Source organism: Xanthomonas sp. LF02-5 (assembly GCF_034105325.1).
GTDB lineage: Bacteria > Pseudomonadota > Gammaproteobacteria > Xanthomonadales > Xanthomonadaceae > Xanthomonas_A > Xanthomonas_A sontii.
In genome coordinates this window covers 626,859-643,153 of record NZ_JAXGGF010000001.1, presented here as the reverse complement: position 1 = coordinate 643,153, position 16,295 = coordinate 626,859, and the positions used below count along the sequence as shown (strand labels likewise).

Here is a 16,295-nt window from a genome sequence, read left to right as displayed (position 1 = left end):
CCGCTGCCGTGCGCTGGGCCTGCATCCTGTTGCCGCAACTGGCGCTGGACACCGTCCTGCGCCGCTGGCCATCACCGGACGAACCGCTGGCGCTGCTCGACGGTCCGCCGCAGCGGCGCACGCTGAAGGCGGTCAACGCCGCCGCGCGCGCCCGCGGCCTGCGCCCCGGACAATCGCTGGTCACCGCGCAGGCCCTGTGCGATCGCTTCGCCACCGCCCTGCACGATGCCGAAGAAAGCCGCCGCAGCCAGCAGTTCCTTGCGGCGTGGGCGTACCGCTTCAGTTCGCTGGTCAGCACCGACTACCCCGGCGCGCTGCTACTGGAGATCGAGGCCAGCCTCGGCCTGTTCGGGCCCTGGCCGCGCTTCGAGGCACGGCTGCGCGAGGAACTGACTGCGCTGGGCTTCCGCCACCGCATCGTGGTCGCGCCGCACCCGCTGGCCGCGCGCGCGCTGGTCAATGCGCACGACGGCATCGCCCTGCTCGACAACGCCGCGCTGCAGCGCGCGCTGGGGCAGTTGCCGATCGCCCGCGCCGGGTTGTCGCCGGCCCTGGCCGAGGGCTTCGCGCGGATGGGCCTGCGCCGCCTGCAGCAGCTGTTCGCACTGCCGCGCACCGCGCTGGCGCGGCGCTATCCGCCGGCCCTGCTGCAGCACCTGGACGCGTTGCGCGGGCAGGCGCCGCTGCCGCTGCAGTACTACCTGCCGCCGGACCGCTTCGATGCGCGCGTGGAACTGGGCTATGCCACCGAATCCAACCAGGCGCTGCTGTTCCCGCTGCGTCGCCTGACCCAGGACCTGGCCGCGTTCCTGGCCGGACGCGACGGCGGCGTGCAGCGCTTCCGCCTGCTGCTGGAACACGAAGATCTGGAACCGAGCGTGGTGCCGGTGGGCCTGCTCGCCGCCGAGCGCGATGCGGCGATGCTGTTCGAACTGGCGCGCGGGCGCCTGCAGCAGGCCAGCGTGCCGGCATCGGTGCAGGCACTACGCCTGTGTGCCGACGAACTGCCGCCGTTCGTGCCAGCCGCGCGCGAACTGTTCGACGAACGCGCGCAGCAGGCGCTGCCGTGGGAACAACTGCGCGAACGCCTGCGCGCGCGCCTGGGCGACGACGCCGTGCACGGCCTGCGCGCGCACGCCGACCATCGCCCGGAACTGGCCTGGCGCGCCGAATCCAGCACGGCGCGCAGCACGGCCACACCCGCCGCCAACGCGCCGCCACGGCCCGGCTGGCTGCTGGCGCGGCCAGTGCCGCTGCGCGAACGCGCGCCCGAGCGCCTGGCCGGGCCGGAACGCATCGAGAGCGGCTGGTGGGATGACGGCGACGTGCGCCGCGATTACTACGTGGTGCGCACCCGCCAGGGCCAGCGCGCCTGGGCCTTCGCCCCGGCCGACGCGCCGGACGCACTGATGCTGCACGGCTGGTTCGCATGAGCCACACCCCGCCGCATCCACGCATGCCGCCGCGCCTGCGGCTGCTGCCGACGCCGGCCCCTGCGCCAACCAGCGCACCCGCCGCCAACGTGCCGCGCACGCCAGCGGACTCCACCCTGCCCGACTACGCCGAACTGCATTGCCTGTCCAACTTCAGCTTCCAGCGCGGCGCCTCGCACCCCTGGGAACTGTGCGAACGCGCGCTGCACCACGGCTACCGCGCCCTGGCGATCACCGACGAATGCAGCCTGGCCGGCATCGTGCGTGCCTGGCAGGCGGCCCGGGACATGGGCCTGCACCTCATCGTCGGCAGCGAGATCCAGTTCGAGCACGGCCCCAAGCTGGCGCTGCTGGCCGAGACCCTGCACGGCTACCAGCGTCTGTGCCGGCTGATCACCCTGGCCCGGCGCCGCGCCGACAAAGGTACCTATCGCGCGCTGCGCGAGGATCTGGCCAGCGCGGACGACGGCGCCGGCCTGCTGTGCCTGTGGCTGCCGCGCGGCGACGGCGACGACGCGGCGGACGGCGCCTGGCTGCAGGCGCGCTTCCCGCAGCGGCTCTGGCTGGCAGTGGAACTGCTGCGCGGCCCCGACGATGCCGCGCTGCTGCAGGCGCGGCTGCAGTTGGCACATGCGCTGCAGCTACCGGCCGTGGCCAGCGGCGACGTGCACATGCACGCACGCGGCCGCCGCGCGCTGCAGGACACCTTGACCGCAATCCGCCAGCGCCTGCCGCTGCACGAAGCCGGCGCCCACCTGTATCCCAACGGCGAACGCCACCTGCGCCCGCGCGCCACGCTGGCGACGCTGTATCCGCCGGAACTGCTGGCCGAAACCGCGCGCATCGCGCAGCGCTGCACATTCGACCTCGGCCAACTGCAGTACGAATACCCGCACGAACTTGTGCCGCCCGGGCACACGCCCACGCAATGGCTGCGCATCCTCACCGAACGCGGCGCGGCGCAGCGCTGGCCGCACGGCGTGCCGGACAAGGCACGGCGCCTGATCGAACACGAACTCGGCGTGATCGAGCGGCTGAAGTACGAGTCCTACTTCCTCACCGTCTACGACCTGGTGCGCTTCGCGCGCTCCAAGGACATCCTGTGCCAGGGTCGCGGCTCGGCGGCGAACTCGGCGGTGTGCTACGCACTGGGCATCACCGCGATCGATCCGGACCGCATCGGCATGCTGTTCGAGCGTTTCATCTCCGAGGAACGCAAGGAGCGGCCGGACATCGACATCGATTTCGAGCACGAGCGCCGCGAGGAAGTGATCCAGTACATCTTCCGCCACTACGGCCGCGAGCGCGCCGCACTGGCCGCGGTGGCGATCAGCTACCACACGCGCAGCGCGGTGCGCGACGTGGCGCGCGCACTGGGCCTGCCCAGCGACACCGTCGATGCACTGTCTTCCGCACTGGGCCAGCGCGATCCGGTGGAGTCGGCACAGGAACTGCTGCGCGAACGCGGCTTCGACCCGGACACGCCGGTGATGCGCCGGCTGCTGGTGCTCGCCGGCCAACTGATCGGCTTCCCGCGGCACCTGTCGCAGCATCCCGGCGGCTTCGTCATCTCCGAGCATGCGCTGCACACCCTGGTGCCGGTGGAGAACGCGACCATGGCCGAGCGCACGGTGATCCAGTGGGACAAGGACGACCTGGAACTGGTCGGGCTGATGAAGGTCGACGTGCTCGCGCTGGGCATGCTCAGCGCGCTACGCCGCACCCTGGACCTGCTGCGCGCGCACCGCGGCCGCGACTACACGCTCGCCACTATTCCCGCCGAAGACCCTGAGACCTACGCGATGATCCAGCGCGCCGACACCATCGGCGTGTTCCAGATCGAATCGCGCGCGCAGATGGCGATGCTGCCGCGGCTGCAGCCGAAAGAGTTCTACGACCTGGTCATCCAGGTGGCGATCGTGCGCCCCGGCCCGATCCAGGGCGGCATGGTGCATCCGTATCTGCGCCGGCGCAGCGGCGAGGAGGCCACCGACGATCTGCCAGACGAGTTGCGCGAGGTGTTCAAGCGCACGCTCGGCGTACCGCTGTTCCAGGAACAGGTGATGCAACTGGCGGTGGTCGCCGCCGGCTACACGCCGGGCCAGGCCGATCAGTTGCGCCGTTCGATGGCGGCCTGGAAACGCCACGGCGGGCTGGAACCGCATCGCGACAAGTTGTTGCAGGGCATGCTGGAGAGGAACTACACCGCCGAATTCGCCGGACGCATCTTCGAACAGATCAAGGGCTTCGGCAGCTACGGGTTTCCCGAAAGCCACGCCGCCAGCTTCGCCCTGCTCACCTACGCCAGTTGCTGGCTCAAGTGCCACGAACCGGCCGCGTTCACCTGCGCGCTGATCAACAGTTGGCCGATGGGCTTCTACAGCCCAGATCAGTTGCTGCAGGACGCGCGTCGCCACGGCCTGCAGGTGCGACCGGTGGACGTGCGCTACAGCGACTGGGATTGCAGCCTGGAAGCGCATAGTCCCGACGCGCAGGTGCAGCCGGCGATCCGCCTGGGCCTGCGCCTGGTCCGCGGCCTGGCCGAGGACGCCGCCCTGCGCCTGCAGCAGGCGCGCGCGCACGCCCCATTCCACGACCTCGCCGACCTGTGCCACCGCGCTGCACTCGACGACAAGGCCCGCGCCGCGCTCGCCGACGCCGGGGCGTTGAAAGCGCTGGCCGGCCATCGCCATCGCGCACGCTGGGCCGTGGCCGGCGTCGAGGCGCAGCGCCCGCTGTTCGAAGCGCTCGCAGCGACGCCCGAACAGCAGGTCGCGCTTCCGCTGCCCAGCCAGGGCGAAGACATCCGCGCCGACTACGCGACGCTCGGCACCACCCTTGGCAAGCACCCGCTGACCCTGCTGCGTGCGCAGCTGCGCGCGCGCCGCTACCGCCATTCCGGCGAACTGCGCGCGTTGCCGCATGCCAGCGCCGTCGCCATCGCCGGTCTGGTGACCATGCGCCAACGCCCGCAGACCGCCAGCGGCGTCACCTTCGTCACCCTCGAAGACGAGCACGGCCTGGTCAACGTGGTGGTGTGGCGACGCCTGGCCGACCGCCAGCGCCAAGCCCTGCTCGAGTCCCGGCTGCTGCTGGTACGCGGTCGCGTCGAGACCGAAGGCAATGTCCGCCACCTGATCGCCGCCCACCTTGAAGACCTGACGCCCATGCTGCTCGGCCTGGATATCCGCAGCCGGGATTTTCATTGAGGCCAGCAGCTTGTTTTCCAGATGATTTCTGCATGAGGATCTCGCGATTGCGAAAATCTCAAGCACCATAGAAATCGTAGAAAATCTTCCTGAGGTGCCGACAAGTAGTCGGCACCAGATACAGCATCAGGGGCACTCAGGCAGACTCAACAAATTGTCGGGCGTGTCGCTGTCCGCCTCGGTTCGAAGGTACTTCCTGCCGTTTCTGGAGGCCACGATCACCCGCCTTTCATGGCCTCCGACGTGCGTATAGAAAGACCACTTCCCCGATTCAATACCATTGATGGCTTCGTCAAGGGTCAGCTTCCATCTTGCGCCATCGGGGTTTACTCCGCCAACGTGCGTAATGCGGTTGTACTTATCCTGCCTGTCATCTTTGTTGATGCAACCAATCTTATGGCGACTTGCCATGTGTCCTCTCCTTGGTACGCCGGGGACCGCCCCCGGTCGAAGCCAAGCATACACAAAGTGCGACGCAATTCACATTTTAGGCGTAAGACTGAGGGAAACCAAGATTGAGGTGTAAACAAGCTCTCAAAGCTGGGCCATATCCAGCTTTTTAGCTCTATGCATCAACCTGATAAGGGCTAATCGACATGTAGTCAGAACGTCCCCTAGACAAGCCCAAGCCCGTGTCGCTTTTGGCAGTGCTCGCAGAAGAACGCGCGCCGCTGCGCCTTGCCGAGTTGCTTGCGATAAGTGAGCAAATGACCGTCGCGCGGACAGACCGTCTTGGTGTGCACCTGGTAGTGCTTCTTCAGCTCGTAGGCTTTCTTCCAGCGATAGAAATCGAAACTGTACTCGCGCGCCTGCGTCACCAGCTCGCCCAACTTGCGCGGCGGCAACGCCCCGATCTCGCTCTCGGGATGCACACGGATGCGGTGCAGCACCTCGTTCTTGATGATGTTGCCGACGCCGGCGAACACATCCTGATCCAGCAAGGCATCGGCGGCGAGCGCATGCGGCCGCAGCCGCAACTTGCGCCGCGCCTGCGCCGCATCCCAATCGGGATTCATCACGTCCGCGGTCCAGTCGTAGGCCGCCTCCAGCGGACCGTCGATGAACTTGATCGAACACGCGTAGAAATTCAGTTCCTCGCCCTTGGCGAAACTCAGGCTCAAACGCGCCGACGCGTCCTTGCGTGCATTGATCCGGTAGCTGCCGAACAGCAGGAAATGGATGCGCACACTGAACGCATCGAACTCGATCAGGAAATGCTTGCCCCAACTGCGCAGCGACAGGATCTTGCGCCCTCGCATCCGCTCCAGATCCAGCTTGCTGTTGCCGGACACCCGCAGCACCTTGCGCCCGGCGAACGCAGCGGCTTCTTCCTTCAGGATGACGATCGGGGGACCTTCGGGCATGCGTGCAGTATCGAGCGATGCCGTGAGCGGGCTGTGAGCCTAACGCACCCAACTACAGCACTAGCCGCTCGACCGAAGATCGCCAGTCACCAACAGTGTAGTTTGATAACTTCCATTGATAAGCCTCCTAATGAGCGTACAAATTCTTGTACAACTCCGAGCACAGCATGGACACAATCACCTACAGTGCTACACGTTCTTCTCTAGAGGACATTATGGACCGTGTGGTCAATAACCACGAGGCAGTGGCCATTACGCGTGGCCACAAGAAAGCCGTAGTCATGCTATCACTGGAGGACTACAAAGCGATGGAGGAAACCGCCTCTACTTCGCAACCCAAATAATGCGCTTCGCCTGCTAAATTCAATTAATCAACTTGAGGAAGTCGATCAAAAATATTAAATTATTAAAAACACCCAAGAAGCCAAACCCAAGACACATCACCACACGACAATCAAATAATTAGTGCGAGATTTAAGGATCGCCCTCTACCAATCAAAGAAATGCATCAGCATTAAGTCTTCCCATTTTCTCTACATTCTCAACTGTCATGCCAGCGGCAGCCAATCGTTCACCTATAGCCCAAGCCACATATGCACGTGCATCAAGCAGAACAGCCTCTGCATCTTTACTGGCATCGATACGCCGCATGCGAGAGTCTGCTAACGCCAAAAAGATTGCTCGGCATTTCTCGAGATTATCAGGAGTTTCAAAATGATTAGGAGCATCTCCGCGCGCGCGAATTCGCTGCAAGCCGACTAGCGGATCCAAGTCCAACAACAGCAGCAGATTCGGGCGAGGTGCAAAGCTATTCGCCTGAAGGAGCTCATCTACGGGCAAACCGGCAGCCCCTTGATATGCGATCATCGACGGAAAATATCTGTCTAAGATGACAATCTCGCCACGCTCCAGCGCTGGCGCAATGAGTTCATGCACATGTTGCTGGCGATCCAAAAGCAGGTACTCCACCTCCTGCGCCGGGCTCAGCCTACCCACAACAGCTGAATCTCGCAGCTTCATTCCCCAAGGGCCGGTGGTTGGCTCCTTGCTCAGATTAACCACCGCACCGTTTGCCTCAAGAGCTGCGGCAAGGCTTCGAGCGAGCGTGGACTTGCCTGCCCCATCGATACCCTCGATGGCGATCAGCAGCCCCCCGGGGATGGTGTCTTTCGTCATGGTGGGTACTTTAGCGGAATCAGGGCCAGCCACACAGAGTGGCAAGCGGCAGGAAGGGAGGCACGTCGGCACTGGCCTGAAAGGCTTCTAACATCAGCCTCTTCAGCTTCACCAAACACCCTAAACAGGCCATTGAGCAGCCGGCGCCAAAGTTGCAAAAACAAAAAAGCCAGCACGAGGCCGGCTTTTTCATGACAATCAAATCCGTGGTGGGCGGTGCAGGGTTCGAACCTGCGACCCTTGCCGTGTGAAGGCAATGCTCTACCGCTGAGCTAACCGCCCGTGTCGCGAGCCGCACATTATAGGGCTGTGGCGCGCGGCGTCAATGGGTCCTGTCGAAGTCCATAGCGCCACGTCGCCGCAGCGGCGCTACATGGTCTGGGTGGGCTTGTCGGCGTTGAGGATGCCGGCCAATTGGGTCTCGATCTTGGTGCGGATGGTCTCGCCTTCGCTGTTGTCCGGCAGCTGCACGCCGATGCCGGCGGCGCGGTTGCCCTGGGCGCCGACGGGGGTCACCCAGATCACCTTGCCGGCCACCGGCAGGCGCTCGCTGGAATCGGGCAGCGTCAGCAGCAGGAACACTTCGTCGCCGAGGAAGTAGCGCTTGGGGGTGGGCACGAAGATGCCGCCGTTCTTCACGAACGGCATGTAGGCGTTGTACAGCGCCGCCTTGTCCTTCACCGCCAGCGACAGGATGCCCTGGCGTCCGCTCATCGCGCTCATCGTTGTGCCCCTCTCCGGGCCGGGCGATCGCCATCGCGCCAGGCCAGCAACAGTTCCGCGATCGCCAGGTCGGCGCGCACGGTGGTCCGCAGCAGATCGCGTGTGCGATTGGCGGCGTCGAACCACGCGGCCAGCTTGTGCAATCGCGCCGGGTCGGTCAAGCCGGCCTGCGACGCCTGGGCAAGCGCCAGGTCGGCGGCATGGCCCAGGCGCTGCTCGGCCAGCGCGTCGCCGCTCCAGCGCTGCGCGGCGTCCAGCGCGCCGAGCTTGCCGGCGGCGACCTGTTCCAGGTCCGCGGCCACCTGCCGGCGCAGCTTCAATCCGTCCTCGCGCAGCCACTGCGCGGCCAGGCCGGGATGGCCACGCGCGGCATCCAGCGCTTCGCGTGCGGTCTTCTCGGGAAAGTCCTGCGCCAGCAGCCAGGCGATCGCTTCGTCGGCCGGCGGCAGCTTGAATTCCAGGCGCTGGCAGCGGCTGCGGATGGTCGCCGGCAGGCGCGCCGGCTGCGCGCTGATCAGCCACAGATAGCGGCCGGGCTGCGGCTCTTCCAGCGTCTTCAGCAGGGCGTTGCAGGCGGCGCGATTGATCGCGTCGGCCGGGTCCACCACCACCACCTGGGCCACGCCGTACTGCGGGGTCAACGCCAGCTTCTGCGAGATCTCGCGCACCTGCTCGATGACGATCTCCGTGCGCAGCTTGTCGCCGGTGCGGTTGGGGATGAACGAGATCAGGTGCAGGTCCGGATGGGTGCCGGCGGCGATCAGTTGCGCGCTGCGCACGTTCGCGGCCGGTTCGCCCTGGCCCAGCACGTGCGCGGCCAGCTTCAGCGCCACCGCACGCTTGCCCAGGCCTTCCGGCCCGCAGATCAGCAGGCCGTGGCCGAGGCGGCCGGCGTCGAGCGCGGCCACGGTCTGGTCGTAGGCGCGCTGCTGCCAGGGCGCGAACGGCACGTCGCTCATGGCGTCGGCTCCTGTTGCTGCTGCACCCACGCCGCCAGCGCGGCAGCGACTGCCTGGGCGACCGCCTGCGGCGGCTGGCTGGCGTCGATGACGCGGAAGCGCTGCGGATCCTGCGCGGCGCGCTGACGGAAGCCGGCACGCACGCGCTGGAAGAAATCGTCCTGCTCGCTCTCGATCCGGTCCGGCCACAGATCGCGGCCGCTGGTGCGGGCGCGGCCGATCTGCACGTCCAGGTCCAGCAGCAGGGTCAGGCCCGGCTGCAGGCCGACCGCGCGCCGCTCCAGGTCGACGATCCAGGCGCGATCCAGGCCGCGGCCTTCGCCCTGGTAGGCGTAGCTGGAATCGGTGAAGCGGTCGCTGACCACGTAAGCGCCGCGCTGCAGCGCCGGGCGGATCACCTCGCGCACGTGCTGCGCGCGCGCGGCGAACACCAGCAGCAGTTCGGTCTCGGCGGCCAGCGGCTCGGCGACCTCGCCGGGGGTCTTGTCCAGCAGCAGCGCGCGGATGCGCTCGGCCAGCGGCGTACCGCCCGGTTCGCGGGTCAGCACCACTTCGTGGCCCTGCGCCTGCAACGCATCGCGGATCGCGTTGATCGCGGTGGTCTTGCCGGCGCCCTCGCCGCCTTCCAGGCTGACGAAGCGATGGTGACGCAGCACGGCCTCGCTCATGGCGTCACCGCCGCGCCGTTGCGCGCCTGGCGCAGGCGCTGCAGGTAGCGCGCCACCGCCGCGTTGTGCTCGGCATAGCTGGAGGAGAACGCGTGCGCACCGCTGCCGTCGCCGATGGCCACGAAGTACAGGCTGTCGCCCGGCGCCGGGTTGGTGGCGGCACGCAGCGCCTCGCGTCCGGGCATGGCGATCGGGGTCGGGGTCAGGCCAGTGCGGGTGTAGGTGTTGTACGGCGTATCGGTCTCCAGGTCGCGCTTGCGGATGTTGCCGTCGTAGGCGCTGCCGATGCCGTAGATCACGGTCGGGTCGGTCTGCAGTTTCATGCCCAGTTGCAGGCGGCGCACGAACACGCCGGCGATCTGCGGGCGCTCGGCGGCCAGGCCGGTTTCCTTCTCCACGATCGAGGCCAGGATCAGCGCCTGCTCCGGCGACTGCAGCGGCAGATCCTTGGCGCGCGCGTCCCAGGCCTCGGCCAGGGCCTTGTCCATCGCCGCATGCGCGCGACGCAGCAGTTGCAGATCGGTGTCGCTGCGCTGGTAGAGGTAGGTCTCGGGCAGGAAGCGGCCTTCCGGGTGTTGGCCGGGCTGGCCGAGCTTGGCCATCAGTTCGCTGTCGCTGAGGTCGGTGGTGGTGTGCACCAGCGGCGTGGCCGCGTTCAAGGCGCTGCGCAGTTGGCGCACGTTCCAGCCTTCGACGATGGTGAAGCGGTACTGGATCACCTGGCCCTTGCGCATGCGCAGCAGCAGCTCGCGCGGGCTCAGTGCCGGCTGCAGTGCGTATTCGCCGAACTTGAGTTTGCCGGCCACGCCCAGCTCGCGCGCCAGCAGCTGCCACTGCAGGTCGCTGCCCTGGGTCACGCCGGCGGCGCGCAGCTTGCGCAGCACGCCGTTGAGCGAGGCGCCGCGCGCCACTTCCACGCTGGGCTGGGACGCCTGCAGCGGTTGCTCGGCGAAGGCGCGATAGCTGTGCCACCACCAGGCGCCGGCCGCGGCCACCAGCAGCGCCAGCACCAGCAATGTTCCCAGCAGGGTCAGACACCCGCGTTTAGCCCAAGCCACGACCACCTCGGAGCGAATTCAATGGCGTGCAGGATACCGCGCGGCCGGCATGGCCCGGTATCGCGCGGCCCCGCTCATGGCTCCAGCGCACGCAGCAGGCCGCGCGCCTTGGCCCGGGTCTCGTCGAGTTCGCGCTCCGGGTCGGAGTCGAACACGATGCCGGCGCCGGTACGGAACTGCACCTGCGCGCCGTCCACCTCGGCGGTGCGGATGAGGATGTTCAGGTCCATGTCGCCGTCGCGGTTGAGCCAGCCGAACGCGCCGGTGTAGGCGCCGCGCGGGGTCTGCTCGAGCTCGGCGATGATCTGCATGCAGCGCACCTTGGGGCAGCCGGTGATGGTGCCGCCCGGGAAGGTGGCGCGGATCGTCTCGCCGGGGGTGGTGCCCGCACGCAGCCGGCCGCGCACGTTGCTGACGATGTGGTGCACGTGGGCGTAGCTCTCCACGGTCATCAGCTCGTCGACCTCGACGCTGCCCGGCGCGCAGATCCGCCCCAGGTCGTTGCGCTCCAGGTCGATCAGCATCACGTGCTCGGCGCGCTCCTTGGGGTGCCCGACCAGTTCGCGGATGCGCGCGGCCTCGTCGTCGCCCGGCGCGCGTGCGCGGGTGCCGGCGATCGGCCGGGTCTCGACCACGTCGCCGCGCACCGACACCAGCCGTTCCGGCGAGGAACTGACCACGGCGCGGCCGTGGCCGACGAACAGGCCGGCGAACGGTGCGGGATTGGAGCGGCGCAGTTGCGCGTACAGCGCCGCCGGCGCCAGCGGCGCGGCGAAGCGCGCCGACCAGCGCCGCGACAGATTGACCTGGAACACGTCGCCGGCACGCAGGTAGTCGAGGATGCGGCGCACGCCGTCGACGAAGCGCTGTGGCGGGTCTTCCTCGATCGCCAGCGGCGCCTGCCACGCCGGCGCCGGTGCGGCCGCGGGCAGCGCCTGCAGATCGGCGAGCACGGCGTCCAGCAGCGCTGCATGCGCGGGCTCGGCCAGCGCCACGCAGTCGCCGGTGACGTGATCGCGCAGCAGCGCGGCGGGACAGCGCAAGGCCAGCGCCGCAGGCGTGGCCGCAGCGGAGGGCGGCAGTTGCAGCACCGGCTCCACCTGCGCGGCCAGTTCGTAGTCCAGCAGCAGCGCCCAGCCGCCACGGAACGGCCAGCGCGGCTCGTCGCGTTCGCAGCGTTCGGCCTGCCAGTGCGCGTCCAGCGCATCGAGGAAATCGCCGGCGACCGCCGCACCATCCAGCGCGCGGGTCACGCCATCGCGATCCAGCCGCAGGCCCTGCCCGTCGGCGACCAGCAACAGATCCCAGCGCCCCTGCGCCGTGCCCGACGCCGCCGATTCCAGCAACACCGGATACCGCTGCGGTGCCAGGCGATGCAGCGCCAGCAGATCGACCTCGGCCGGCAAGGGAACGGTACGCAGCATCGAAGATCCGCTGGAAGAATGAAAGAAACGTCAGGGAACGGGAGGCGTCGCCAGACAAGCTCCAAGCGAGACCGCAGCAACGCGCGCGGACCTCACGCGCGCCACTCGATAGATGGACGCGCGCGACGGGAGTGAGGCGCCGGCTGTGACGATTCCCGATTCCCTATTCCCTATTCCCGAATCCCGGCCCTCAGACCCGCTTGAACACCAACGTCCCGTTGGTCCCACCGAAGCCGAACCCATTGGACATCGCCACGTCGATCTGCTTCTCGCGCGCCACGTTCGGCACGTAGTCCAGATCGCAGCCTTCGCCCGGCTCGTGCAGGTTGATGGTCGGCGGGATGATGCCGGCATGGATCGCCATCACCGAGAAGATCGCTTCGGCACCGCCGGCGGCGCCGAGCAGGTGGCCGGTCATCGACTTGGTGGAGCTGACCATGGTCTTGTAGGCGTGATCGCCCAGCGCACGCTTCATCGCCAGGGTCTCGGCCAGGTCGCCCAGCGGCGTGGAGGTGCCGTGCGCGTTGAGGTAGTGGATCTGGTCCGGATTGAGCTTGGCGTCCTTCATCGCCGCCACCATGCTGCGCGCGGCGCCTTCGCCGTCCTCGCTCGGGGCGGTCATGTGGAAGGCGTCGGAGCTGGCGCCGAAACCGACCAGCTCGGCGTAGATGCGCGCGCCGCGCGCCTTGGCGTGTTCGTACTCTTCCAGCACCAGCACGCCGGCGCCGTCGCCGAGCACGAAGCCGTCGCGCTCCTTGTCCCACGGGCGCGAGGCGGCGGCGGGATCGTCGTTGCGGGTGGACATCGCCTTCATCGAGCAGAAGCCGCCCACCGAGGTCGGCGAGGAGCCGCGCTCGGCGCCGCCGGCCAGCATCACGTCGGCGTCGCCGTGCTGGATCATGCGCATCGCGGTGCCGATGGAATGGTTGGAGGTGGCGCAGGCCGAGACCGCGGAGAAGGTCGGCCCCTTCAACCCTTTGATCAGGCTCACCTGGCCCGGCAGCATGTTGATGATGGTGCTGGGCACGTAGAACGGCGAGATCTTGCGCGCGCCGCCCTCGTGGAATTTGATGGTCTGCTCCTCGATGCCGAGCAGGCCGCCGATGCCGGAGCCGAGGATCGCGCCGATGCGCTCGGCATTGGCCTCGGTGATCTCCAGGCCGGAATCGTCCAGCGCCATGAACGAGGCACCGACGCCGTAATGGATGAACGAGTCCATCTTGCGCGCGTCCTTGGACGAGATGAACTTGGTCGGATCGAAATCCTTGATCTCGCCGGCGATCTTGGTGGTGAACTGAGACGCATCGATCTGGGTGATCGGGCCGATGCCGGAGCGTCCGTTGACGATCCCTTCCCAACTGCTGGCCAGGTCATTGCCCAACGGCGACACCAGGCCCATGCCGGTTACGACGACACGACGGCTCATTGCGAAATCTCCTCACCGCGATACGCGCGGCCTTGACGCTGTAAAAACACAGGGCCGCATGCGCGGCCCCATGGGATTGTCACGCGCATCGGGCCCACGCAGGCGCCGATGGCGATCGCGAACGCAGCATCAGCTCTTGACGTGCGCCTTGACGTAGTCGATGGCCTGCTGCACCGAGGTGATCTTCTCGGCTTCTTCGTCCGGGATCTCGCACTCGAACTCTTCTTCCAGGGCCATCACCAACTCGACGGTGTCCAGCGAGTCGGCACCCAGGTCATCGACGAACGATGCGTTGTTGGTGACTTCTTCTTCCTTGACGCCGAGCTGTTCGACGACGATTTTCTTGACGCGTTCTTCGATGGTGCTCATTGGGATATCGCTCCAGATGGAGTAGTGGTGGTTCGAGTTTTAGGATCCCCGCACACGGATGTGCGGTGCTCCTGTGAGGGACTCACAAAACGCCATCGGGCTGCGATGGCCGCGTTGGGTAGTGTAGTGGAAACCGACTGGCCCTTGCAGCACTGCACAAATGCCGGCCGATCAGCCACTTAGGCGCGTCCGTTGCGCCGCAGGCTCACGGCATGTACATCCCGCCGTTCACGTGCAGGGTTTCGCCGGTGATGTAGCCGGCGCCGGGCCCGGCCAGGAACGCCACCGCGTTGGCGATGTCGGACGGCTGGCCGAGCTGGCCGAGCGCGATCTGCTCCAGCAGCGCGGTGCGCTGCGCTTCCGGCAGCGCCTTGGTCATGTCGGTGTCGATGAAGCCCGGCGCGACCACGTTGACGGTGATGCCGCGCGAGCCGATTTCCTTGGCCATCGACTTGGAAAAGGCGATGATGCCGGCCTTGGCCGCGGCGTAGTTGGCCTGGCCCGGATTGCCGGTCACGCCGACCACCGAGGCGATGTTGACGATGCGGCCCTTGCGCGCCTTCATCATGCCGCGCAGCACCGCCTTGGAGGTGCGGAACACGCTGGTCAGGTTGGTGTCGATGATCGCCTGCCAGTCGTCGTCCTTCATCCGCATCAGCAGGTTGTCGCGGGTGATGCCGGCGTTGTTGACCAGGATCGAGACCGGGCCGAATTCCTTGGCGATCGCCTCGATCAGCGCGTCGACCGCGGCGCCGTCGGTGACGTCCAGCGCACGGCCGTGGCCGCCGTGGGCGGCCAGGCGCGCGCCGATCGCTTGCGCGCCGGCGTCGGAGGTGGCGGTGCCGATGACGGTGGCGCCCTGCGCGGCCAGTTCGTCGGCGATGGCGGCACCGATGCCGCGGCTGGCACCGGTGACCAGCGCGATCTCGCCCTGCAATGGCTTGCTCATCTGCGTTTCCTTGGAGACGGACGGCGCATGGCGCCGGGGGAAAGGAAGGAAACCAGCGCGGGCGAACGGCGCACCGCGCGGCGACCGGCGATCAGGAGGCCCAGGCCTCGCGCGCGCCGGCGAACTCGGCGGGCGTGCCCAGGGCGCGGCCGTCGAGCGACTTGTCGATGCGCTTGACCAGCCCGGTCAGCACCTTGCCCGGGCCGCACTCGGCCAGGCGGGTGGCGCCGCCGGCGGCCAGCGCCTGCACGCAGCCGGTCCAGCGCACCGGCAGATACAACTGCTCGACCAACGCCTGGCGGATCGCCTCGACGCCCTCGTGCACCTGCGCATCGGCGTTCTGCACCACCGGCAGCTGCGGCGCCTGCCAGGCCAGCCCGCGCATCGCTTCGGCCAGGCGGTTGGCCGCCTCGCGCATCAGCGGGGTGTGCGACGGCACGCTGACCGCCAGCTTCACCGCCTTGCGCACGCCGCGCTCGGCCAGCAGCGCCAGGGCGCGGTCGACCGCCGCGGCATCGCCGCCGATCACCACCTGCCCCGGCGAGTTGTAGTTGGCCGGCACCACCACCTGGCTGCCCGCGGCCTGCGCGCAGACCTCTTCGACCAGCGCGTCCTCGGCGCCGAGCACGGCGGCCATGGCGCCCACGCCGGCCGGCGCAGCGTCCTGCATCAGTTGCCCGCGCAGCCGCACCAGGTGCGCGCCGTCGTGCAGCGACAGGGCGCCGGCGGCGACCAGCGCGCTGTATTCGCCCAGGCTGTGCCCGGCCAGCTGCGCCGGACGCGCCCCACCCTCGGCCAGCCACAGCCGCCACAGCGCCACGCTGGCGGCCAGCAGCGCCGGCTGGGTGTACTCGGTGCGGTTGAGCATCTCTTCCGGGCCGCCCTGGCTCAGCGCCCACAGGTCCACGCCGGCGCCGTCGGAGGCTTCGGCGAAGCTGTCGCGCAGCTGCGGATGCAATTCGGCCAGTTCGGCCAGCATGCCCAGCGATTGCGAACCCTGGCCGGGGAAGACGAAGGCGAGTGTGGAATCGGTCACGCGGTTGGCCCTGCGAAAATCGAGCGGCGATGATACGGGCGAAACCGGCCGGGCGTCTGTACCCGGGCGTATGTGAAATGACGGCCGGCCCATCGCGTGCCGCCGATCGTGCCTCGCTCGGCGGCGCCCGGTGCCAGGCCGACAGCACACGTGAAGCGCGGGACGCACGCCAGCGCAAGGCGTTGCGATCGTGCGCGCGGGCAAGGGTGCTGGCAGCGCGTCACTGCGGAGAGGCGGAACGAGGGGCATGTCCGATGGGCGCGGCTGGACGCCCAGGCGACAACGCCAAAAGCGCACAGCTACAGGCGAACACGCTGGGCGAATCGCGCTTTTCGCGTACGACGTGATGTCGCGAAAGGAAGGCAGGCGCGGACGCATCGCGGCACAAGCCGCGCGCGACCACGCACCGCGATGCACGCGCCGGACGCGCTGGCGTGATGAGAATTGGGTTCGGCGAGCGCATTGCCGCGCGTCGTGGCGACGACGCACGGCACCCGGCAT

The 16,295-nt window shown here is 67.8% G+C and carries 15 protein-coding genes and 1 tRNA gene; 3 read left to right on the top strand and 13 right to left on the bottom strand.

Annotated elements, in window-relative coordinates:
- Positions 1-8: 8 nt before the first annotated feature.
- Both SLW52_RS02980 and SLW52_RS02975 read left to right on the top strand, forming a co-directional pair.
- Positions 9-1,433, top strand: coding sequence for a DNA polymerase Y family protein (locus SLW52_RS02980; protein WP_295925306.1), 1,425 nt, complete (start codon positions 9-11; stop codon positions 1,431-1,433).
- The gene (locus tag SLW52_RS02975) at positions 1,430-4,642 is read left to right on the top strand and encodes an error-prone DNA polymerase (protein ID WP_320739464.1); all 3,213 of its coding nucleotides are present in this window, start codon (positions 1,430-1,432) and stop codon (positions 4,640-4,642) included. The genes SLW52_RS02980 and SLW52_RS02975 overlap by 4 nt, the downstream gene beginning before the upstream one ends.
- Positions 4,643-4,768: 126 nt before the next feature.
- On the opposite strand, the gene SLW52_RS02970 is transcribed toward SLW52_RS02975, so the two are convergent.
- The gene (locus SLW52_RS02970) at positions 4,769-5,053 is read right to left on the bottom strand and encodes a DUF3892 domain-containing protein (protein ID WP_081616499.1); all 285 of its coding nucleotides are present in this window, start codon (positions 5,051-5,053) and stop codon (positions 4,769-4,771) included.
- Positions 5,054-5,256: 203 nt separating this feature from the next.
- Positions 5,257-6,006: a DNA-formamidopyrimidine glycosylase family protein gene (locus SLW52_RS02965; RefSeq protein WP_320739465.1), complete on the bottom strand. Its 750-nt coding sequence runs from the start codon at positions 6,004-6,006 to the stop codon at positions 5,257-5,259.
- 167 nt (positions 6,007-6,173) lie between these two features.
- On the opposite strand from SLW52_RS02965, the gene SLW52_RS02960 reads away from it, so the two are divergent.
- The gene (locus tag SLW52_RS02960; RefSeq protein WP_320744231.1) at positions 6,174-6,350 is read left to right on the top strand and encodes a type II toxin-antitoxin system Phd/YefM family antitoxin; all 177 of its coding nucleotides are present in this window, start codon (positions 6,174-6,176) and stop codon (positions 6,348-6,350) included.
- A gap of 151 nt (positions 6,351-6,501) precedes the next feature.
- On the opposite strand, the gene tmk (SLW52_RS02955) is transcribed toward SLW52_RS02960, so the two are convergent.
- The 11 genes from tmk (SLW52_RS02955) to fabD form a co-directional block, all read right to left on the bottom strand.
- Complete coding sequence (gene tmk, locus SLW52_RS02955) at positions 6,502-7,182, bottom strand: dTMP kinase (protein WP_295908154.1); 681 nt, start codon at positions 7,180-7,182, stop codon at positions 6,502-6,504.
- A gap of 207 nt (positions 7,183-7,389) precedes the next feature.
- Positions 7,390-7,464, bottom strand: a tRNA-Val gene (locus tag SLW52_RS02950).
- Positions 7,465-7,551: 87 nt separating this feature from the next.
- Entirely contained in the window at positions 7,552-7,905 is a 354-nt protein-coding gene (locus SLW52_RS02945) for a PilZ domain-containing protein (RefSeq protein WP_010342469.1), read from the bottom strand.
- Positions 7,902-8,864: a DNA polymerase III subunit delta' gene (locus SLW52_RS02940; RefSeq protein WP_320739467.1), complete on the bottom strand. Its 963-nt coding sequence runs from the start codon at positions 8,862-8,864 to the stop codon at positions 7,902-7,904. The genes SLW52_RS02945 and SLW52_RS02940 overlap by 4 nt, the downstream gene beginning before the upstream one ends.
- Positions 8,861-9,532 (bottom strand): dTMP kinase, encoded by a 672-nt coding sequence (tmk, locus tag SLW52_RS02935; protein ID WP_043092923.1) that lies wholly within the window; start codon positions 9,530-9,532, stop codon positions 8,861-8,863. Before tmk (SLW52_RS02935) ends, SLW52_RS02940 begins: the two co-directional genes overlap by 4 nt.
- Entirely contained in the window at positions 9,529-10,590 is a 1,062-nt protein-coding gene (gene mltG / locus SLW52_RS02930) for an endolytic transglycosylase MltG (protein WP_320739469.1), read from the bottom strand. The genes tmk (SLW52_RS02935) and mltG overlap by 4 nt, the downstream gene beginning before the upstream one ends.
- A 74-nt stretch (positions 10,591-10,664) precedes the next feature.
- A complete protein-coding gene (locus tag SLW52_RS02925; RefSeq protein ID WP_320739471.1) occupies positions 10,665-12,014 on the bottom strand; it encodes an aminodeoxychorismate synthase component I in 1,350 nt (449 codons plus the stop codon).
- Between the two features lie 190 nt (positions 12,015-12,204).
- Positions 12,205-13,440: a beta-ketoacyl-ACP synthase II gene (fabF, locus tag SLW52_RS02920; protein WP_026144355.1), complete on the bottom strand. Its 1,236-nt coding sequence runs from the start codon at positions 13,438-13,440 to the stop codon at positions 12,205-12,207.
- Positions 13,441-13,569: 129 nt separating this feature from the next.
- Complete coding sequence (gene acpP, locus SLW52_RS02915) at positions 13,570-13,809, bottom strand: acyl carrier protein (protein ID WP_010342475.1); 240 nt, start codon at positions 13,807-13,809, stop codon at positions 13,570-13,572.
- Positions 13,810-14,014: 205 nt separating this feature from the next.
- On the bottom strand, positions 14,015-14,758 hold the full coding sequence (fabG, locus tag SLW52_RS02910; protein WP_010342476.1) for a 3-oxoacyl-ACP reductase FabG: 744 nt from the start codon (positions 14,756-14,758) through the stop codon (positions 14,015-14,017).
- A 91-nt stretch (positions 14,759-14,849) separates the two neighbouring features.
- On the bottom strand, positions 14,850-15,794 hold the full coding sequence (gene fabD, locus SLW52_RS02905; protein WP_152238462.1) for an ACP S-malonyltransferase: 945 nt from the start codon (positions 15,792-15,794) through the stop codon (positions 14,850-14,852).
- Between the last annotated feature and the right edge of the window lie 501 nt (positions 15,795-16,295).